The following is a 20479-nucleotide window of genomic DNA, read 5'->3' as shown; positions in this document are numbered from 1 at the left end:
AATGACGCAATTACTGTTCTTTATTTTTAAAACCACGAGCAATTGCACCATTCAATGCGATTGCTTTCGCAGGACGTTCAGTTGCGGTAACGTTTTTACCAGCCCATCCATCAACGAGGTTATTAAAGCCATAGACAGTTTGCTTTCCGCCATAAGGAATTAAAGACACTTCTATTTCATCACCTGGCTCAAAACGAATCGCCGTTGTAGATGAAATATTTAAACGTTTACCATAGGCTTGTGCACGGTCGAACTCTAATGCATGGTTAACTTCAAAAAAATGGAAGTGAGATCCTATTTGAATAGGGCGATCTCCCGTATTACGGACTTTAAGTTTTGTTTCTGGTTTATCGACATTAAATTCGATAGGAGTATCTGCTAAAATGACTCCACCTATTGGCGTTGGTAATTTCGCAGTTGTTTTCGAATCGCTCATATAAATTACCTTATCGATTTATTTAATTGGATTATGAACTGTAACAAGTCGTGTTCCATCAGTGAAAATAGCTTCAACTTGTACATTCGGGATTAAATCAGCAACACCTTCCATCACATCATTTTTGGTTAAAACCGTTGCTGCTTCTTTCATGACATCTTCAACGGTTTTACCATCACGAGCACCTTCAAGTGCTGTAACAGTAATAATTGCGACAGCTTCTGGATAATTTAATTTCACACCACGAGCACGACGTTTCTCTGCTACATCTGCAAGGGTGTAAACCATTAGCTTTTCAATTTCTCTTGGGGTTAATTGCATAATACCTCCTAGATTGATAAGAACAGGTATTCCTAAATACCTATTAATATTTAATAAAATTAACCAATACAGGTTTTTATTAAAAATATTATAGAACAATACATTGAATAATGTTCATTACATTTCTATGACTAAATATAAATAAAAGATAACGACTCATATTCAGCGTTGTATTATTATATTTAATCGAATAAAGATTTTTTTTGGCTTGTTAATTAAATTCTATTTAATTTTCAGTATGGAATATATTTAATTATCTATATTCCATAAATTGGTGCTCAGGTAATGAGTTCCATAAAGATTGTAACCATTTACCTCCACCACCTTGTTTTAATTCTTGGCTACTTAATACATCTTCTAAAGTACCATTTCGTAATAAAGCAATTCGGTCGGCAAAACGAACTGCCATTGCTAAATCATGAGTAACCCATAAAATGCCTCTGCCATCTCGACAAAGCGTTTTCATATGTTCTAATAATTGGATGGCATGCTCATCATCTAACCAAGAAGATATCTCATCAGCTAAAATATACTCAGCTTGTGAAAGGGTAGCTGTACAAGCAAGTACACGTTTCGCCATTCCACCTGATAATGTTCTTGGATAATTTTTGACTAAGCTTGCATGTAAATTATATTGCTGTAGGTGATGGGCAATATCATGCATTTTAATATGTTGGCCACTTAATACGGCGGCTCGCTCTAATTGGGCGCCAATACGAATTAATGGATTCAACGCACTAACACCTTGAGGTATATAACATAAAGCACTACCACGATAATGCGGCTTTACATCTTCAGTGAGTTCTCGTCCATTTAAAATAATATTACCGTGGCTGCGCATATTATCAGGCAATAATCCTAATCCGCTTTGAAGTAATAGGCTTTTCCCTTCGCCACTCCCACCAACTAGCGCAACCATTTCTCCAGGTTTGATATCTAAAGAGATATCATGCAGCAGAGGAGACCAGCTTTTTTTCCCCAGCCACCGAAATTTTGCAACATCAATTGTTAAACGATCAAAGCTTAGCATGTTGCACCTCTTAACCACAGTTGTTGTGCCGATTTAGCAAATTGGTCAAACAGTAGTACTAATCCCATTAATGCTAAGCCGGGGAAAACAGCTAACCACCAAGCGCCAGTGCTCAAATAGCGTAATGCATCTGAGAGCAAAATACCTAAGGATGGTTCATGTGGCGATAAACCAAATCCAAGAAAACTAAGTGCTGCACTATGCAATATAGCATGAGGAAACATTAATAATGTCCCAACCATCCATTGCGGTAGGATCATCAGCAAATAATGATATCGCCACCGATATAAGGCATTATTTCCTATGCGATAGGACAGCATAATGTAATCAGTTTGCCGTATTTTCAGTAATTCAGAGCGTAATATTAGGGCTAATTTGGGCCAATGTGTTAATGCAACCGCCCAAATAACACCTGTTTTTCCCCCACCTAAAGAAAAACAAAGAAGAACTAATAGTAATAAATGGGGTAAAGCTAATAATGCATCAATAATGCCGCGAACAAGGTAATCCATTGTTTTACTAATGGAAGATAATCCGGCCATCACTAAGGCGATAATTCCACTTGATATTGCAGCTATTGAGCCAATTTGTAAGCTAGTCGCAATTCCTTGGAATGTTCTATCCCATAAATCGCGCCCTAAATTATCTGTCCCAAACCAATGTTCAAATGATGGTGCAAGCCGACGATCTAATAAATTCATCTCAACATCAGTGTAAGAAAGCCAAAAAACGTAAATACCAAGTACAACTAAACAAAATAATGCAATCAGTAATTTAATTAAGGGCTTATTAGGGTTATATGTCATGACTCTCTAATTGCCCCTTTATTGACTTTCTTCAGCATGACATCTGCTAGGCTATTACTGAAAAAGATCAGTACCGCACAGAGCATCACGATCCCCATTAATAATGGGATATCACCACGTAAACCGGCATCAATAGTCGCTTGCCCCAATCCAGGATAAGCAAAGACTTTTTCTGCTAATAAAGACCCACTTAATAATTCACCCACTGAAGCAAATTGTAAGCAAATAGCTGGCGTAATGGCATGCTTTAACACATGAAAACGCATCATTGGCCAACCTTTATCACCTTGAGCTTTTGCATAGTGAATAAATTCACTACTCATCACTTCTGCGACTTTTGAACGCGTATGCAGAGCAATCGTTCCAACGCCTAGCATTCCCAGTGCAATAACTGGTAATACTAAGTGATGTATTTTTTCAGACAATGTTGAGGATTGCTCATCTAATCCAATAGGCCATGCACAGCAAATAGGCGCCCACTTTAATGAAACAGCAAATAGTGATAACAGCAATAAGCCTATCCAGAAAACGGGAATAGAGGCCAACAAATAAGATAGCGTTGAAATTATTCTATCTGGCCAACGATTTAAATATCTTCCCGCGATTAAGCCTAATGCAAAGCCAACAATACCTGAAAATACCCAAGAGGATACTAATAAAGCTAATGATGGTACTAATCTATCAGAGATAACTTGTATCACAGGGGTGTTATAGAGCATTGAATAGCCCATATCCCCTTGAAGCATCTGTGAAAACCATCGCCAAAATTGTACCCACAAAGGTTGATCAAGCCCCCACCGAGCAGCTATCAGTGGATACTGCTCAGGGGGTACGTGCATTAAATCATTACCAATATAGGCTTTTACTGGATCTATCGGAGAGTAACTTAGCAGAATAAAAACACCTGCTGAAACGACAGTCAGTAAACAGATAAATCGAAATAAAAAGCCTATTAATGAGCGCATTACTTACAAGTCCAAGCCCATTCGTCAACATTGTTTAATACAGACCAAGAGCCGTGAATTTCAGGTGCACCTTTACCAAGCTCAACACAGTTATTTAATAAATAAATGTGTTGTAAATTCATCAACCAAGCCCAAGCAGCGTCACCTTGTATACCAACACCTGTTTTGCCATTCCATTCAACTTCTTGCCAGAATGGAATTGCTTTTTCTTGGTCTGGTTGACGCATTGCTTCTTCAATAATTTTGTCGACAGCTGGATTTTTGTAATAACCAGGGTTATAGAAACCAACGCCAGCAGCTTGACTGCTGTAGTTATGTGCTATTTCCATTGGGTCAAGACTTCCCCAGCCAAATAAAGTTGGGTTAGCGTGCATGTAACGTTCAACTGTTTCCCAACTTCCTGATTTTAAATCCATCTCAATGCCAATAGGCTTTAAGCTAGACCTAATTGCTTGAGCTAAGTCACGACGCGTTGTATCACCACTTGCATACCACAATGTTAATTTTGCAACTTTGCCGTCTTTTTCTCTCAAGCCATCTTTATTTAATTTCCAGCCTGCTTCTTCGAGAATAGTTTTTGCTTTTTCAACATCGCCATCTTTAAATGCAGATTGCGGATTATTCCATGGCAAACCTTCTACACCGGTAAATGCTGGAATAGCAAAACCTTCAAGTACAGAATCGGCTAATAATTTACGGTCGATAGCGTAGTTGATTGCTTTGCGAATAGCGATATCAGAGGTGATATCATTACCAATCGGATTACCTTGAGCATCTTTTTCCCCAGCGGGTGGGATAGGGAATGAAATACCGCGGTTTTCTACACTATGGCGTTCAATTAATTTCATATTATTTACATCACCCGCATGTGATGCGACAGCGGCAGGGATGCGGACGATATCTAGCTGGCCACTTTGTGCAGCAGCGAAAGCGGCATCTTCATCAAGGAAGACAAAGACCATTTTTTCAAAGCTATTTTTTGGCCCAGCATAGTAAGGGTTTTGTTCTACAATTAGTTGTTGTCCCGGTTGAAAAGCCACTAAACGATAAGGGCCTGCACCAATAGGATTATGTGCATACTTTTTAGCATCATATTTATCAGCAGAGACAATGCCTAATGATCCTAAAACATTAATAAAGGTACTTTGCGGAGATGATAAAACCATTTTTACTGTTAGCGGATCAATGACTTCTGCTTTAGAGAAATTCCCCATATCCACTTTGCCGCCACTTGCTGCTGCATTGTTATAGGTATATGCAACATCTTTAGCAGTTAATGGCGAACCATCAGAAAATTTTAATCCATCTTTAAGTTTTACTACCCAAGCATTATCCGCATCATTATATTCATAACTTTCAAGCATATAACTGTGCCAAGATAAATCTGCATTCTGTTTTAAAAGTGGGCTATGAATGAGTAAATAGCTACCATGACTCCAACCTAACATTGGGTCAAAACCTTCGGTTGGCTCTGAACCTATTGCTAAACGCAATGTTTTATCTGCAACTGGCTCTGCGGCATAAGCTTGTGCTGAAAGAGCGAGAAAGCAGCTGGTTTGTATCGCAAGTACTAATTTCTTGATCATAATTTCCTCTTAAACCTAGGGCACATTGTTATATATAACGATATGTGTTGGTTTTTGTACTACGTAAACGAGAATAAATTCGCAACAACATAACATAATGCTATGATTATTTTAGGAAGCCATATCAACTTTAGTTTTAATAATAGCTCAGAGATAGGTAAATATTTCTCTGAGCTTGGCTTCCCTTTTATAACAATATCACTTTGTAGCGAGAATCATTTCTATTTTTCTCTATAAGCATCTTCATCAAATTCAATGCTATCTAATTCATCGCCAACAGATTTTTGATCAACTCTGACAGGTGTGAATTTATTGATAATCCAAAGAATTAATAGAGTAAAAATAAATGACCAAAGGCTGGTAAAGACGACGGCAACAAGTTGCTTAACTATTTGGAATCCATTTCCTTCGAGTAATCCAGCAGGCCCTGCCGGGTTCCAAATGGTTGATGCAAAAACACCAACTAAGATAGAACCTGTAATCCCGCCAACACCATGCACACCAAACACATCCAAAGCATCATCTAAATGGCGTCTAACTAAGAATACAGCAGTGTAACAAACAATACTTGCTATGATCCCGATAATGGCCGCTGAGGATATTGATACATATCCAGAAGCGGGGGTAATGGTGGCTAAACCTGCAACAGCACCTGTTAAAAAGCCCACTAATTTAGGTTTACCTGTGTGCACTCGCTCAATAATAAACCAAGTGATGGCAGCGAAAGCCGCAGCAATATCGGTTGTCATAAAGGCAGATACAGTAACGGTATTGACTTGTAGCTCTGAACCCGCGTTAAATCCGTACCAACCAAACCACAATAATGCCGCACCCAATGCAATATAAGGAATATTATGCGTTCCATCAGAAGGAACCATTCTTTTGCCGACATATAAAGCTGATGCTATTGCTGCAAATCCGGCTGTTGCGTGAACAACAATCCCTCCAGCAAAGTCAACAACACCCCATTTAGCAAAAATACCATCAGGGCTCCAAACCATATGAACAAAAGGGCAATAAACAAATAAGGTCCACAATGTTAAAAAGATTAAATAAGCTGGAAAATTAACGCGGTTTGCAAAAGCCCCTGTAATTAAAGCTGGGGTTATAATGGCAAACATCATTTGGTATCCAAAATGGACTAATAAGGGTAATCCACCATCATTTCCAGTATACATAGTTTGTGGGCCAACATTATGCAGAAATGCATAATAGAATGGATCACCAATAATACCATTGACAGAAGGACCAAATGACAGTGAATAACCAACTACAAACCAAATAATAGCTACCCATCCCATGGAGAAAAAACTCTGGGACATAATGGTGATTACACTTTTACGGGAAACTAATCCGCCATAAAAAAATGCTAGCCCGGGTGTCATTAACATAACGAGGCTTGTACACAAAAGCATAAAAGCCGTATTAGGAACATCTAAAACAGATAATATGTTTTCCATAAGCATATCCAATATTAAGAATTATATACGCTATTGAGTACCATTATTTAAATTAAAAATAAAGTAAAAAAAATATTATAGACTTTATTTATGATTATTATGTTAATTAAGCATTATTAGCGTAATAAAGAACAATATAAGACTAATCTTTTACGTTACTCATATTATATTAATATAAGTTTACTACATAAAAATATTTTAATGTTAATTTTAGTTAGGTTTGTATGATAGGTTGAAAATGAAGAATTAAAAATAATTATATAGTATTAGTCTTTTTATGATTGTTTGTTTTAGTTGATACATTTATTCATATAAAAGTATTTTTTAATTAATAAGAAAAAAGCTCAATAATATATATTCTGTTCTAATCAATAAATTTTATTTATGAAATATTAAAATATTTATTTGGTATTTTATTTGATATTTATTTAATTATTAAAGAGCACTCATTGATTATATTTGGTATTGTTGAAATCAGCATCTTTAACTCTATGATTGAGGTACTAAATGTTCGATTTGATTTTTCTACGTGAACTATTAATCTCATGTGTTCGTTTTTTCCAGCTTGCCCTAGAAACCATTTCGGTGATTTGTGTCGTCATTGGATTAATTAAAACATTAATTGTTTTATTCCAAATGAAAGGGGGGAGAGCGGCCCGTTACTGTTTTGGTAACTGGTTAGCAACCGCATTAGAGTTTCAACTTGCTGCTGATATTCTAGTAACAACAGTAGATCCTGATTTAGATAGTCTAATTAAGTTAGCCATTATTGCGGTAATTAGAACATTCTTGAACTATTTCTTAGCGAAAGAACTAGAGCACCAACCTATTAAAGAGAAATAAAAAGGTAATTAAGTGCGGTTTAAGTGTGATTTTTTAGGTTATCTTTAGTTTTTTATAAAATTTTCATTCTAAAAATGACGACCATGAAAAGAGATATTAATAATATTTTCATGGTCGTTTATTTTCAATCAATCTAAAACTTGGTTAGCTTCCTGTAAACCAAATAAAGCCACCCATAGTTATTACGGATAAAATCGTACTCCAAAATAGTGTTGATGCCATTTCTTGTTCACCTGTTTTATATTCCACCGCAAAAATAACCGCGATTGATGCTGTAGGAATTGCTAAGGTAACCGAAACTAAACCGCGTTCAACATGAGGTATAGATAACGCGATCATTATCACCAGAATAATTAATGGTAATAAAATATTCTTGCTAAGTACGTTGATGATGACAGGGATAGAGAAACTGACTTTTTGTGCGTAAAGAACAGCACCGACAGCAAATAATGCCACCCCGCCCGTTGCTTGACCTAATAAAATAAATGAGCCTTTTAAGAACTTCGGCATATCCAAGCCAATTAATAATAAAATGAAAGCAAGGATTGGTGCCCATACAACAGGTTGGATAATTGCATTTTTTATACTATTGACAACAACTGAAAAAGCGCTTTGTTTGCTTGTTGAAGTATCATTAGCATCAGCTCCCACTAAAAAGACTAAGGCTAATGGAACCTGAATTAAATTCATTAATAAGCTGCCAACTGCAATTGCAATATCTGCATCAATAGGAAATAGCACTCCTAATACGGGCGTTCCAACAAAAGGTACTGCGGGGCCTGCAATAGCAATAGCTCGTAATGCGGCTAAACGCGCACTAGATTTGAAGATAAAGCGCGAGATAAGAAAAACAGCAATAAATCCCACAACCATACCAACGAAGATCCACAAGAAAACATCAACATTACTGATTATCTCAGTTAATGGAGTGCTCAAAATTCCTGCAAATAGCAATAATGGTAATGCATATAACATCACCATTTTATTTAAAACAGTGGCTTGATCTTTATTGAAATCATGCCGAAACCCTGCAAAATATCCGAGTAAAAGCGTTACCACGATTGGCAATAACGCAGTAATAATTGTATCTAACATCAGATAGCCTCTTATTATTCGAAAAAATAGGGCGCAATAATATTAATTGCGCCCTTTAGTTTATTTAATTACAACAAAGGCGGTGTTGTTGGAATAATAGGAACTTCAATGACTGTAGGGACTGAACGAGAAAATGCTTCCTTACAGATTTGGTTGATTTCATCTAATGTTTCAGCACGTACACCAATACAGCCGTAGCCTTTTGCCAAAGAAACAATATCTAAATCAGGTAAATCTAGACCCGGAACACCTGGAGAATCTTCTAATTTTGCAAAAGATTTCAAAATTGCATATTCACCATTACGTGGCACAACAAACAGTATTGGTAATTTTAGCTGAGCAGCTGTCCATAAACCTTGAATTGAGTATTGCAAAGAACCGTCACCAATAATGGCAATAACGGGGCGATTTCTACCGCTATCTCTTTCGGCTAATGCAATACCAATACTCGCAGGTAAATTCCAGCCAAGGCTTCCACTGGCAAAAGTATAAAAAGAATCAGGCTTATCAATTGGCCATGCGGTATGCAACTCGCCAAGGTTAGAGGGGGATTCTTCAACTAATACTGTATTTTCAGGTGTAAATTCACGCAAACCTTTAAACAGTTCTAATGCTGAAAGTTGATCACCTTCTTGCTGTTCAGCAGCAGGATGAGGAGACATTCCGTGCGATTGCTGTGGCGTTTGAGGCGGTGTGGCAGCGCGTTTTTGTACAAGGTTGAACAAGGCTTCTAGTGCCAACACTGGGCTAGATAATAAGCTGTCACCAACAGGCGCTCTTCCTGATTCATTAGGATCATCCGTAATATGCAATAACTGCAATCCTTCTGGAATGTATTCGCCAGCTACATAGGGATAATAACGGAATATTGGTGCTCCAATAACAATAGCAACATCATAGCCTGCTAGTTTTTTTGATAATGGCTCAATAGCAAAAGGCAAGCCACCCGCATACAGAGGATGAGTTTCAGGGAATGATGGCACTTCAGATGCGGGTGCACTGAATACGTGGCAATTCAATTTCTCGGCTAATTGAATACCAATATCCCAACCTTGTCCACGAGCAATTCCAGCTCCATAAATCAGTGCAGGGTTTTTAGCCGTTGAGAGTAGGTCTGCAAATTGAGAAATACGGGTAGGATCTGGTGCATATTGTGATGCGACACTCCGCACGACAGCATCACCTAGCGCAGGTTTATCCCAATCATCTAATGGGATAGATAAAAAGACAGGGCCGGCAGGTGGCTGTAGTGCCATCGCATAAGCTCGCATAAATGCAGCAGGGACATCTTCAGCTCTGACTGGCTCGTAGCTCCATTTTATCCATGGTTTAGGCAACTCAGTAGGAGAAACATTCGTTAGCCATGGTTCCATGAGTAACATTTCTCGCGTTTGGTTTCCAGCGGTAATAATTAATGGGGTTTTATTCTGTGCCGCAGTCATGATGTTACTCATTGAGTTACTTAAACCTGCGGAAGTATGAACGTTTACAATAGCGGGTTTGCGAGTTGCTTGTGCATAGCCATCGGCTGCACCAACTGCGGATGATTCGTGCAATGTTTGCACGTAACGGAAATCTTCTGGAAAATCTTTTAAAAAAGTCTCTTCTGTTGAGCCTGGGTTACCAAATAAAGTGGTTAATTCAAGTTGGCGTAATAGATCAAAAGTGACATCGCGAATTGTTTTTACCTTCATACTGTACTAATTCCTTAGGTCAGAAAAGTTAATAGTGGTCATGCAGGTTTTAGGATAATAAAAAATAAAGACGTATAAATTATTGTTAATAATCTAATTTAGTAGGGTAGGCATTTATTTATCATAGCACTCAATATAGAAAACGTAATGAATTTATCATGACTAAATATTGATATTTTCAGTATTTGCCAATATAAAACCATTCATTATTTGAATTAAATTGGTTTGAATTACCATTTATTTATGATTGTTGTTTATGGAGTTGATCGGTTAAATTATCGTGAAGTTAAGGTTAATTAAATATAGCAATAAGATAGTTGTTATTTAATTAGTTTGCTTTATTTAAATTTAAAGAATTAGCTATTGTTAATAATATTTATCTATTAACTATAAAATTAATTGTTATATATTATTTCTATAAATTCACGATGGGGGTGAAAATAAATAAGAATATATATGTTATATAACTTCTTATTTATGAATAGGATAAACTGGTGAGGTAACACCGATAGTTTTCATATTGAAAAAACTAAAGTGATCTTGACTGGAACAGTAAAGCCCCGGCAAGCGGGGCTAGTAAAAAATAGCACTTATTATTGTAAAAAAGTGATTACTCGTTTACTAATACGGCAGAAATAAACGGTTCTTCATCTTTACGTAATGTCATGATTTCACAGCCATTATCTGTTACGACAAGCGTGTGTTCATATTGTGCAGACCAGCTTCTATCTTTTGTTTTTACTGTCCAACCGTCATTCATTGTACGTAGGCGATAATCACCAACGTTAACCATTGGTTCAATTGTAAATGCCATGCCTTTTTGTAAAACGACACCACTATCATCTGCATCATAATGCAGGACTTGAGGTTCTTCATGGAAACCTTCACCGATGCCGTGACCGCAATATTCACGAACAACTGAGAAATCATTTTTCTCAACAAATGTTTGGATTGCTTTACCAAGTGTGCGCAGACGAATACCCGGTTTTACCATGCGTAAGGCTAGATATAAGCTTTCTTGGGTGATTTGACACAGGCGTTCGCCTTGGATAGTTGGTTTGCCTGCGATAAACATCGTCGAAGTATCACCATGGAAACCATCTTTAATTACGGTGACATCAATATTGACAATATCACCCTCTTTTAAAATTTTATCATCACTTGGGATGCCGTGGCAGATTACGTCATTAACTGAAATACAGACTGATTTCGGAAAACCATGATAATTCAAGCAAGCAGGGATAGCTTGTTGAACTTCAACAATATGATGGTGACATAGGCGATCTAACTCACCAGTACTCACACCTGGTTTGACATGAGGCGCGATCATTTCTAAAACTTCTGCGGCTAAACGGCCAGCAACGCGCATTTTTTGAATATCTTCTTCGGTCTTAATAATAATAGCCATGAATTCTGTCCAGTTACGTCAGCAATTTGTGACATACAAATATAAAAAAGTTTAATAAACAACCAATCTGGTTAGCTGTTTACTCTCTATAATGTTAATGGTATCAGCCACCACATTTTCTGCCAACTAGAGGTTGTGAAGGTTTGAGGTAGTAACAAACATATTTTTTAAACTACATACATATGAAGTACACGGTGTCATCAAGTCTTCTTTAAGAATACCTCTGTCTCTAACATTTCTTATTCAATTTGAGCCTTTCATAGCACAAAATGCAAAAAAATAGCTTAACAAAAATTAAAATGGACTATTAAAAAATATTACAAACTTGATATAGGAATTTTGGGGCTATTTTATCGCCATAATAAGCAATAAAAGTTGGCTTATTTAGCCTGTTTGTGGTATAAAACGCGCCGGCAATTCATATATTTTCTTTAGAGGTGTTCTGACGTAATGGCGAGGAACACTCACTAATAGAATAATGAATTAGCGTAAACTAAACTCAATTGTGTAATAACACACACGAATCGACACGTACACCGGGGTGCTCTTATGCGTTTAGGCGCAGCTTTAGAGTCGGTAGTATGGGATTCGTGGAGGCATAACCCCAATTACTTAAATACAGAGGTATTAAATGGCAACTGTTTCCATGCGCGATATGCTACAAGCGGGCGTACACTTTGGTCACCAGACTCGTTACTGGAATCCTAAAATGAAACCTTTCATTTTTGGCGCGCGTAACAAAGTACATATCATCAACCTGGAAAAAACCGTTCCAATGTTCAATGAAGCTTTGGCTGAATTGACTAAAATTGCTTCTCGCAAAGGCAAAATTCTGTTTGTTGGTACTAAACGTGCAGCAAGCGAAGCCGTTCAAGAAGCTGCTAACAGCTGTGATCAGTATTTCGTTAACCATCGTTGGTTAGGTGGTATGTTGACTAACTGGAAAACTGTTCGTCAATCAATCAAACGTCTGAAAGATCTAGAGATCCAATCTCAAGATGGTACTTTCGACAAACTGACCAAGAAAGAAGCACTGATGCGTACTCGCGAGCTTGGTAAGTTAGAAAACAGCTTAGGCGGTATCAAAGATATGGGCGGTTTACCTGACGCTCTGTTCGTTATCGATGCAGAACACGAACACATTGCTATCAAAGAAGCAAACAACCTGGGTATCCCAGTATTTGCTATCGTTGATACTAACTCTGATCCAGACGGAATTGACTACGTTATCCCTGGTAACGACGATGCAATCCGTGCAATTAAATTGTATCTGGGTGCTGTAGCAGCTACTGTTCGTGAAGGCCGTTCTCAAGATCTGGCTGTCCAAGCAGAAGAAAGCTTAGTCGAAGCTGAATAATAAGGTTCGCTCGAATAAGAGCCCTTATTAACCAGGTATTGCTATACACTAAATAGTTCTAGTGGCATCAAATAGGCGGTAAATAAAACCATTTAGAATCATCAATGTAAGGTTGTGATTCTACCTATTGGCAAGTGCATCGTGATGTCGCATGAAATATGACAGTATATATATTGGTTAGAAAGGGGCCGTCATGGCCCCTTTCTATCTGAATCAGAATTATCCCTGTGGAGTTTTCCACTCGGTATATCGAGGAATAAATCACATGTCTGGAATTACCGCTGCATTGGTAAAAGAACTGCGCGAACGTACTGGCGCAGGTATGATGGAATGTAAAAAAGCACTAGTTGAAGCTAATGGTGATATTGAATTAGCAATCGACAACATGCGTAAATCAGGTCAAGCAAAAGCTGCTAAAAAAGCAGGCCGTGTTGCTGCTGAAGGTGTTATCCTGGCAGAAGTTTTCAATGATGGTAAAAGCGGTGTTCTGATTGAACTGAACTGTGAAACTGACTTCGTTGCTAAAGATGCTGGTTTCCTCGCATTTGGTAAAGAAGTAATGGCTTCTGTTGTTGCTGACAAAAATACTGACATCGAAGCTGTTAAAGCTAAATTCGAAGATGCTCGTACTGCACTTGTTGCTAAAATCGGTGAAAACATCAACATCCGCCGTATTGCAATGCTAGAAGGTGCTCAAGTAGGTAGCTACTTGCACGGTGCTCGTATCGGTGTTCTTGTTGCAGCTGAAGGCGCAGATGAAGAATTGCTGAAACATATCGCTATGCACATTGCTGCAAGCAAGCCTGAATATGTTTCTCCAGACGATGTACCAGCTGATGTTGTTGCTCACGAGCACCAAATCCAGTTGGATATCGCTATGCAATCTGGTAAACCACGCGAAATCGCTGAAAAAATGGTTATCGGTCGCATGAACAAATTTACTGGCGAAATTTCTCTAACTGGTCAGCCATTTGTCATGGAGCCAAGCAAAACTGTTGGCGAACTGCTGAAAGAGAAAAATGCAAAAGTAACTAACTTCATCCGTTTTGAAGTTGGTGAAGGTATCGAAAAAGTTGAAACTGATTTCGCAGCTGAAGTTGCTGCAATGAGTAAGTAAACATCAGGTTTGAAAGAGCCGCCAGTTGGCGGCTCTGTTTTATGCGCGTATTTAGTTCAATTGTTGTTGGTATAAACGTGGTAAAGCGTAATGGCTTAAGTCACATAATGACTTGTTTGATTAGAGTAACATCTCTTTGCTGCATTAATATCACTTGAACTATTTTGTGTATATTAGCTATACCTTTATATTTAAAAAACTTGAATAATGAAAGGTATAGGAAATGTCGGTGCGCAAGGCTTCCATCCTTTTGCGTAAATTAACCCCAATAAATTATCCATGTAGGACAAAAACACCATGGCAACCAATGCGAAACCCGTTTATCAGCGTATTCTGCTCAAGCTCAGTGGCGAAGCTTTACAAGGAGCAGAAGGTTTTGGTATCGATGCTAGCGTTTTAGATCGTATGGCTCAGGAAATCAAAGAACTCATAGAACTGGGAATACAGGTCGGTGTGGTGATTGGCGGGGGCAACCTATTTCGTGGTGCTGGTCTGGCACAAGCAGGTATGAACCGTGTGGTCGGTGACCATATGGGAATGCTAGCAACTGTAATGAATGGGTTAGCCATGCGTGATGCTTTACATCGTGCATATGTTAATGCAAGACTTATGTCTGCAATTCCACTTAATGGTGTCTGTGACAACTATAGCTGGGCTGAAGCTATTAGCTTATTACGTCACGGCCGTGTGGTGATATTTTCAGCTGGGACAGGTAATCCATTCTTTACCACTGACTCAGCTGCGTGTTTGCGTGGGATCGAGATTGAAGCAGATGTTGTTCTGAAAGCAACAAAAGTTGATGGTGTTTATTCAGATGATCCTGCTAAAAACCCAGATGCTGTTCTATATGAAAAACTGGACTATCAAGATGTTCTTGAACGTGAACTAAAAGTTATGGATCTTGCAGCCTTTACGTTAGCTCGTGACCATAATTTGCCTATCCGAGTTTTCAATATGAATAAACCAGGCGCTTTACGCCGCGTTGTGATGGGTGAAAATGAAGGAACTCTGATTTCTCACAATTAATACTCAGAGACATCCTTTGAGTTTAATTGTATTATTTAACGTAAATTCAAAGTATTTAAGCGAGGCTGCATTGCGGCCTTTAATAATCTGTTCTTAAGGGTTGAAAACGTGATTAATGAAATCCATAAAGATGCTCAAGACCGTATGGAAAAAAGTGTTGAAGCATTAAAAAATCAAATTAGCAAAATTCGTACCGGCCGTGCATCACCAAGTTTACTTGATGGCATCATGGTTGATTATTATGGTTCTGCAACGCCTTTGCGCCAATTAGCAAACGTTACGGTTGAAGATGTTCGCACATTAGCGATTACTGTTTTTGATCGTTCAATGTCACAAGCAATTGAAAAAGCAATTATGTCATCCGATTTAGGTCTGAATCCATCTTCTGCTGGTTCAGTTTTGCGCGTTCCACTTCCAGCGTTGACTGAAGAACGTCGTAAAGATTTGATTAAAATTGTTAGAGCAGAAGCAGAACAAGGCCGTATTTCAGTTCGTAACGTGCGTCGTGATGCAAATGATAAAGTGAAAGCTTTACTAAAAGATAAAGAAATTAGTGAAGATGACGAACGCCGTTCACAAGATTACATTCAAAAATTGACTGATAACTTTATTAAAAAAGTTGATGAAGCATTAGCTCAAAAAGAAACAGAGTTGATGGATTTTTAATCTATTGATTCAGTAAAACCATCTTATCGATTTGTTAAGATGGTTTTATATCAATTTTATTTTGAGTTACAAATTCCCTAATTTGAGTATGTCTGTTTTTCGAAAAATAGATAATTCTGAAAAAGTATTGAGATTCAAGCAATTTCTACTACGAAATTGATGTCTATATCTTAATGCTGCTGGGATTGTAACTTGAAATATACTGAATATAGCTAAAATATTCAGACTCAATAAACATCCTTTCTTATCACTCAAGCTGATATAATCTCAGTATTGAATAAATACAGAGTACCCGTTCACAATGAAACGTCTTACTATTCTGGGATCAACAGGCTCAATCGGTAAAAGTACACTTTCAGTTGTCAGAAACAATCTCGATAAATTTCAAGTTATCGCATTAGTTGCTGGTCAAAATGTCCAAGAGCTAGCCCATCAATGCATGGAATTTAATCCTAAATATGCTTCTATGGTTGATGAGACATCTGCGCAATTGTTGCGTACTATTCTCTCTGAAAATAACTGTAAAACTGAAGTGCTTTCAGGTAGAGAATCTGCAATACAGCTCGCTGGCCTTGATGAAGTTGACCAAGTTATGTCTGCGATTACTGGCGTTGCGGGCCTTCTTCCTACATTAGCCGCTATCCGTAAAGGAAAAAGAATTTTATTAGCGAATAAAGAATCATTGATAACCAGTGGTCGCCTATTCTTTAATGCGATTCGTGAACATAATGCAACAGTGTTTCCTATTGATAGTGAACATAATGCAATTTTTCAGTGCTTACCAAAAGAGATTCAATCAAACCTTGGGTTTGCTGATTTATCCGCATCGGGCATTTCTAGTATTATTTTAACGGGCTCTGGTGGTCCATTTAGAGAATCTGCTTTATCAGATTTAGACCATGTTACACCTGATGAAGCTTGCAACCATCCAAATTGGTCTATGGGACGTAAGATTTCTGTTGATTCTGCAACGATGATGAATAAAGGGTTAGAATATATTGAAGCTTGTTATTTCTTCAATGCCCAACAGTCGCAGATGGAAGTTATCATTCATCCTCAATCAGTTATTCATTCTATGGTTCGTTATAAAGATGGTAGTGTGATTGCCCAATTGGGAACGCCGGATATGTGCACGCCAATCTCCTACAGCATGGCTTATCCAGAACGTATTATATCGGGAGTAGAACCGCTTGATTTCACCCAATTATCATCTCTCACTTTTACTCAGCCAGATTATCGACGATATCCTTGTTTAAAATTAGCGATAGATGCATGCCATGAAGGTCAAGCCGCGACAACCATACTTAATGGTGCTAATGAAATTGCGGTTGCAGCATTTCTTGACGGTAAAATACGTTTCACTGATATCGCCAAAATTAATCTCGCGACATTAGAAAAATTACATTTATCTGAACCTGTTTCGATCGATGAGGTCTTAGAAATCGACACTCAGGCAAGAAGTGAAGCTGAACAAGTCATTAAGCAATCATTTTCAGTTTGATATGGGATTTATTTAATTGCTGCTAGGTACAATAAGTCTTTTACATATAAAGTATATAAAATAAAAAGTCATGGTAGTATTTAGCTGAGAACHAAAAGTGTGCCTTATCAGCAAACGCAATGATAGAGGCTATTATTGTGCTAAATTTTTGATGTGGTGCACATAAGGATCAATATTTAATGAACTCTAGTAGTGAAGGTCTCGCTCATTCTGTGGGGCCAAAGCATGTTGCCATTATTATGGATGGTAATGGGCGCTGGGCTAAGCAGAGAGGAAAACTGAGGATTACTGGTCATAAAGCTGGTGTTGAGTCAGTGCGTAATGCTGTACGTTTTTCAGTCAAAAACAATATTAGTTCATTGACATTATATGCGTTTAGCAGCGAAAACTGGAGAAGACCTGAAAAAGAGGTCAGCTCTCTTATGGAGTTATTTGTTTTTGCTCTAGATAATGAAGTAAAAAAATTGCATAAAAATAATGTGAAATTACTTATTATCGGTGATATTAGTCGATTTAATGAACGTCTACAAAAACGCATTAAAAAAGCGCAAGATTTGACTGCCAATAATACAGGTCTGAGATTAAATATCGCTGCAAATTATGGCGGTCGATGGGATATCGCAAACAGTATGAAAACGATTTTCCAACAAGTGCAAAATGGCCAACTTTCTATTGATGATATCGATGAAGAAACCATCGATCAGCATGTGTGCATGCATGATCAGGAAAATGTTGATTTAGTTATCAGAACAGGTGGAGAGCACCGTATTAGTAACTTTCTGTTGTGGCAAGTTGCTTATGCTGAATTCTATTTTACGAATGTGCTGTGGCCTGATTTTGATGAAAAGGTTTTTCAAAATGCAATCGATGCATTTAATCAGCGCGAACGACGTTATGGTGGAGCTGAGTCAGATGATGAACTCGTTAAATAAAAGGAGTCAGTTGTGCTGAAGTATCGTTTAATTACTGCGATAATTTTAATTCCGCTGGTTATTGTCGCTCTATTTTTTCTTTCACCTGCTGTATTTGGTTATGTCGTTATTGCGATATGTGCATTAGCAGCATGGGAATGGGCTCAATTTGTCGGTTGGCACTCTCAAGCGAAACGCGTAGCTCTTGGAGTTGTGTTTGGTATTGCGCTACTTGCGATACAGTTTTCTTTTAGTGATATCACCGTATTAGCACATGAACCTATTATTCTGTATGGCCTATGGGCTGGTCTTGCTTGGTGGATAGTTGCTATATTGCTCGTGATTACTTTCCCTGCATCTGCGCAAATATGGGGAAAATCAACGAGTGTCCAAATTTTATTTGGTGTACTGACGATTATTCCTTTTTATTGCGGCATGATGGTACTTAGAACAATTGGCTATCATAGTGACACTTTCTTTGGTGCTTGGTGGCTATTATATGTCATGCTATTAGTTTGGGGAGCTGATTCTGGCGCTTATGCTTTTGGGCGCACTATGGGGCGTCATAAAATGGCACCAAAAGTATCCCCGGGTAAAACATGGGAAGGGCTTATTGGCGGGTTAATTACTGCGGGAATTATCTCATGGCTATTTAGTCTTTATGCGCCAATCCCAATACCTGATTATTTATTGGTAACATCAATTATTGTTGTTGTAGTATCTGTGTTCGGTGACTTAACAGAAAGTATGTTTAAACGGCATTCTGGGATAAAAGACAGTAGCCATTTAATTCCTGGGCATGGTGGAATTCTTGATAGAATTGATAGTCTAACAGCTGCAATTCCTGTATTTGCAGGGTTAAATCTGTTGGTTTTTAATGGGTTTGGTCTCTAAGGTTGGCAATGGGATTTTTTTGGAGTTTAGCTGCATTTATCATCGCAATTGGCGTATTGATAACAGTTCATGAGTTTGGTCATTTTTGGGTTGCACGACGCTGTGGTGTTTATGTTGAGCGTTTTTCAATTGGTTTTGGCAAAACATTATGGCGTAAGGTTGATAAGCAAGGAACCGAGTATGTTATTGCAGCAATTCCCTTAGGTGGCTATGTCAAAATGTTGGATGAGCGTGTTGGGGATGTGAGCCCTGAACGTCGTCATCTTGCATTTAACAATAAAACCATTGGTCAGCGAGCGGCAATTATTAGCGCAGGTCCGATAGCAAATTTCCTTTTAGCCATAGTTGTCTATTGGATTGTTTTTATGATGGGAATACCATCAGTACGTCCAATTATCGAAGATGTGAAGGTAGATTCTGTCGCTGCAACAGCAAATATTTTGCCGGGAATGGAACTAAAATCAATTGATGGCATCGAAACGCCTGATTGGAGTGCGATTCGTTTCGCATTAGTCGGTAAGATTGGAGACCGTCAATTAACGGCAGAAGTTTTACCGCAAGGATTTAGTGAACCAGTCACTAAAACGATTGATTTAACGCATTGGCAATTTGATCCTGAAAAAGAAGATCCTGTACTTTCGATGGGGATTATGCCAGTTTCAGCAAAAATTGATCCTGTGATTTTAAACGTTTCGCAAGGATTAGCCGGTGAAAAGTCAGGTTTACAGCCCGGTGATAGAATTGTTAGTGTTAATGGTCAAGCCTTAGATGTGTGGACGCCACTAACACGGATTATTCGTAATAGTCCTAATCAACTTTTGAAGTTGGGTGTTGAAAGAAATGGACAACTAATTTCCCTTGAGTTGACGCCTGATTCGCAAAATGGAAAGGGTGGTGAAAAAATTGGATTTGCGGGCATAGAACTTTCAGTGATACCGTTAGCTGATGAATATAGAATGGTTCAGGAATATGGACCGTTAGAGTCTTTGGTTCAAGCTAGCGATAAAACTTGGCAGTTGATGAAACTGACCGTAAATATGATGGGTAAATTAGTTGTTGGTGATGTCAAACTTAACAACTTGAGTGGGCCGATCTCTATCGCTAAAGGTGCGGGGGTATCGGCAGAGTCAGGCTTGGTATATTATTTGATGTTCATTGCGCTAATCAGCGTGAATTTGGGCATTATCAATTTGTTTCCATTGCCTGTATTAGATGGGGGGCACTTGCTCTTCTTATTAATTGAAAAAATTAAAGGAAGTCCAGTGTCTGAGCGAGTACAAGACTTTAGTTATCGGATAGGTGCAATGGCATTGATTCTGTTAATGGGACTTGCACTTTTTAATGATTTCTCTCGCTTCTGATA

Annotated in this window: 19 protein-coding genes; 9 read left to right on the top strand and 10 right to left on the bottom strand. The window is 38.1% G+C overall.

The genetic code is table 11. The features are described 5' to 3' along the window. Positions 1-10: 10 nt before the first annotated feature. The 7 genes from OO7_RS14255 to OO7_RS14225 form a co-directional block, all read right to left on the bottom strand. Positions 11-436 (bottom strand): urease subunit beta, encoded by a 426-nt coding sequence (locus tag OO7_RS14255; RefSeq protein ID WP_008916634.1) that lies wholly within the window; start codon positions 434-436, stop codon positions 11-13. Between the two features lie 18 nt (positions 437-454). Beyond that, the gene (locus OO7_RS14250; protein WP_008916633.1) at positions 455-757 is read right to left on the bottom strand and encodes an urease subunit gamma; all 303 of its coding nucleotides are present in this window, start codon (positions 755-757) and stop codon (positions 455-457) included. 253 nt (positions 758-1010) lie between these two features. Further along, entirely contained in the window at positions 1011-1787 is a 777-nt protein-coding gene (locus OO7_RS14245; protein WP_008916632.1) for an ATP-binding cassette domain-containing protein, read from the bottom strand. Then, entirely contained in the window at positions 1781-2593 is an 813-nt protein-coding gene (locus tag OO7_RS14240) for an ABC transporter permease (RefSeq protein WP_008916631.1), read from the bottom strand. The genes OO7_RS14245 and OO7_RS14240 overlap by 7 nt, the downstream gene beginning before the upstream one ends. Beyond that, entirely contained in the window at positions 2590-3558 is a 969-nt protein-coding gene (locus OO7_RS14235; RefSeq protein ID WP_008916630.1) for an ABC transporter permease, read from the bottom strand. The genes OO7_RS14240 and OO7_RS14235 overlap by 4 nt, the downstream gene beginning before the upstream one ends. Continuing rightward, entirely contained in the window at positions 3558-5144 is a 1587-nt protein-coding gene (locus OO7_RS14230; RefSeq protein WP_008916629.1) for an ABC transporter substrate-binding protein, read from the bottom strand. Before OO7_RS14230 ends, OO7_RS14235 begins: the two co-directional genes overlap by 1 nt. A 221-nt stretch (positions 5145-5365) precedes the next feature. Beyond that, positions 5366-6604 (bottom strand): ammonium transporter, encoded by a 1239-nt coding sequence (locus OO7_RS14225; RefSeq protein WP_008916628.1) that lies wholly within the window; start codon positions 6602-6604, stop codon positions 5366-5368. A 507-nt stretch (positions 6605-7111) separates the two neighbouring features. Between OO7_RS14225 and OO7_RS14220 the strand changes: the two genes are divergently transcribed. Next, a complete protein-coding gene (locus OO7_RS14220; protein WP_008916627.1) occupies positions 7112-7447 on the top strand; it encodes a DUF1622 domain-containing protein in 336 nt (111 codons plus the stop codon). Positions 7448-7591: 144 nt separating this feature from the next. Here the strand turns inward: OO7_RS14220 and OO7_RS14215 are convergent, their stop codons facing one another. From OO7_RS14215 to map, 3 genes are all read right to left on the bottom strand, one after another. After that, complete coding sequence (locus tag OO7_RS14215; RefSeq protein ID WP_008916626.1) at positions 7592-8542, bottom strand: AEC family transporter; 951 nt, start codon at positions 8540-8542, stop codon at positions 7592-7594. Between the two features lie 68 nt (positions 8543-8610). After that, positions 8611-10236, bottom strand: a complete 1626-nt coding sequence (mdlC, locus tag OO7_RS14210; RefSeq protein ID WP_008916625.1) for a benzoylformate decarboxylase — start codon at positions 10234-10236, stop codon at positions 8611-8613. 610 nt (positions 10237-10846) lie between these two features. Then, complete coding sequence (gene map, locus OO7_RS14205; protein ID WP_008916624.1) at positions 10847-11644, bottom strand: type I methionyl aminopeptidase; 798 nt, start codon at positions 11642-11644, stop codon at positions 10847-10849. 631 nt (positions 11645-12275) lie between these two features. On the opposite strand from map, the gene rpsB reads away from it, so the two are divergent. The 8 genes from rpsB (at position 12276) to rseP (ending at position 20477) form a co-directional block, all read left to right on the top strand. Beyond that, positions 12276-13001 carry a 30S ribosomal protein S2 gene (rpsB, locus tag OO7_RS14200; RefSeq protein ID WP_008916623.1) on the top strand — a complete coding sequence of 242 codons (726 nt, stop codon included), beginning with the start codon at positions 12276-12278 and terminating at the stop codon, positions 12999-13001. Between the two features lie 265 nt (positions 13002-13266). Further along, on the top strand, positions 13267-14118 hold the full coding sequence (tsf, locus tag OO7_RS14195) for a translation elongation factor Ts (protein WP_008916622.1): 852 nt from the start codon (positions 13267-13269) through the stop codon (positions 14116-14118). A 297-nt stretch (positions 14119-14415) separates the two neighbouring features. Further along, entirely contained in the window at positions 14416-15144 is a 729-nt protein-coding gene (gene pyrH, locus OO7_RS14190; RefSeq protein WP_008916621.1) for a UMP kinase, read from the top strand. Between the two features lie 108 nt (positions 15145-15252). After that, a complete protein-coding gene (gene frr / locus OO7_RS14185) occupies positions 15253-15810 on the top strand; it encodes a ribosome recycling factor (RefSeq protein WP_008916620.1) in 558 nt (185 codons plus the stop codon). A gap of 301 nt (positions 15811-16111) precedes the next feature. Then, positions 16112-17311, top strand: a complete 1200-nt coding sequence (gene ispC / locus OO7_RS14180) for a 1-deoxy-D-xylulose-5-phosphate reductoisomerase (protein WP_008916619.1) — start codon at positions 16112-16114, stop codon at positions 17309-17311. A 179-nt stretch (positions 17312-17490) separates the two neighbouring features. After that, the gene (uppS, locus tag OO7_RS14175; RefSeq protein WP_008916618.1) at positions 17491-18243 is read left to right on the top strand and encodes a polyprenyl diphosphate synthase; all 753 of its coding nucleotides are present in this window, start codon (positions 17491-17493) and stop codon (positions 18241-18243) included. Positions 18244-18255: 12 nt separating this feature from the next. Further along, positions 18256-19116: a phosphatidate cytidylyltransferase gene (cdsA, locus tag OO7_RS14170; RefSeq protein ID WP_008916617.1), complete on the top strand. Its 861-nt coding sequence runs from the start codon at positions 18256-18258 to the stop codon at positions 19114-19116. Between the two features lie 8 nt (positions 19117-19124). Beyond that, positions 19125-20477, top strand: a complete 1353-nt coding sequence (gene rseP / locus OO7_RS14165) for a sigma E protease regulator RseP (RefSeq protein WP_008916616.1) — start codon at positions 19125-19127, stop codon at positions 20475-20477. Positions 20478-20479 lie beyond the last annotated feature (2 nt).

The sequence above is a fragment of the Providencia sneebia DSM 19967 genome (genome assembly GCF_000314895.2).
GTDB classification, from domain to species: domain Bacteria; phylum Pseudomonadota; class Gammaproteobacteria; order Enterobacterales; family Enterobacteriaceae; genus Providencia; species Providencia sneebia.
Note: the sequence above shows the minus strand (reverse complement) of the source record. Positions and strands in the feature narration are given on the sequence as shown.

Coding starts and splice junctions, on each gene's coding strand:
- OO7_RS14255 (WP_008916634.1), bottom strand. CDS start 436: ATGAGCGATTCGAAAACAACTGCGAAATTACCAACGCCAATAGGTGGA.
- OO7_RS14250 (WP_008916633.1), bottom strand. CDS start 757: ATGCAATTAACCCCAAGAGAAATTGAAAAGCTAATGGTTTACACCCTT.
- OO7_RS14245 (WP_008916632.1), bottom strand. CDS start 1,787: ATGCTAAGCTTTGATCGTTTAACAATTGATGTTGCAAAATTTCGGTGG.
- OO7_RS14240 (WP_008916631.1), bottom strand. CDS start 2,593: ATGACATATAACCCTAATAAGCCCTTAATTAAATTACTGATTGCATTA.
- OO7_RS14235 (WP_008916630.1), bottom strand. CDS start 3,558: ATGCGCTCATTAATAGGCTTTTTATTTCGATTTATCTGTTTACTGACT.
- OO7_RS14230 (WP_008916629.1), bottom strand. CDS start 5,144: ATGATCAAGAAATTAGTACTTGCGATACAAACCAGCTGCTTTCTCGCT.
- OO7_RS14225 (WP_008916628.1), bottom strand. CDS start 6,604: ATGGAAAACATATTATCTGTTTTAGATGTTCCTAATACGGCTTTTATG.
- OO7_RS14220 (WP_008916627.1), top strand. CDS start 7,112: ATGTTCGATTTGATTTTTCTACGTGAACTATTAATCTCATGTGTTCGT.
- OO7_RS14215 (WP_008916626.1), bottom strand. CDS start 8,542: ATGTTAGATACAATTATTACTGCGTTATTGCCAATCGTGGTAACGCTT.
- mdlC (WP_008916625.1), bottom strand. CDS start 10,236: ATGAAGGTAAAAACAATTCGCGATGTCACTTTTGATCTATTACGCCAA.
- map (WP_008916624.1), bottom strand. CDS start 11,644: ATGGCTATTATTATTAAGACCGAAGAAGATATTCAAAAAATGCGCGTT.
- rpsB (WP_008916623.1), top strand. CDS start 12,276: ATGGCAACTGTTTCCATGCGCGATATGCTACAAGCGGGCGTACACTTT.
- tsf (WP_008916622.1), top strand. CDS start 13,267: ATGTCTGGAATTACCGCTGCATTGGTAAAAGAACTGCGCGAACGTACT.
- pyrH (WP_008916621.1), top strand. CDS start 14,416: ATGGCAACCAATGCGAAACCCGTTTATCAGCGTATTCTGCTCAAGCTC.
- ispC (WP_008916619.1), top strand. CDS start 16,112: ATGAAACGTCTTACTATTCTGGGATCAACAGGCTCAATCGGTAAAAGT.
- uppS (WP_008916618.1), top strand. CDS start 17,491: ATGAACTCTAGTAGTGAAGGTCTCGCTCATTCTGTGGGGCCAAAGCAT.
- rseP (WP_008916616.1), top strand. CDS start 19,125: ATGGGATTTTTTTGGAGTTTAGCTGCATTTATCATCGCAATTGGCGTA.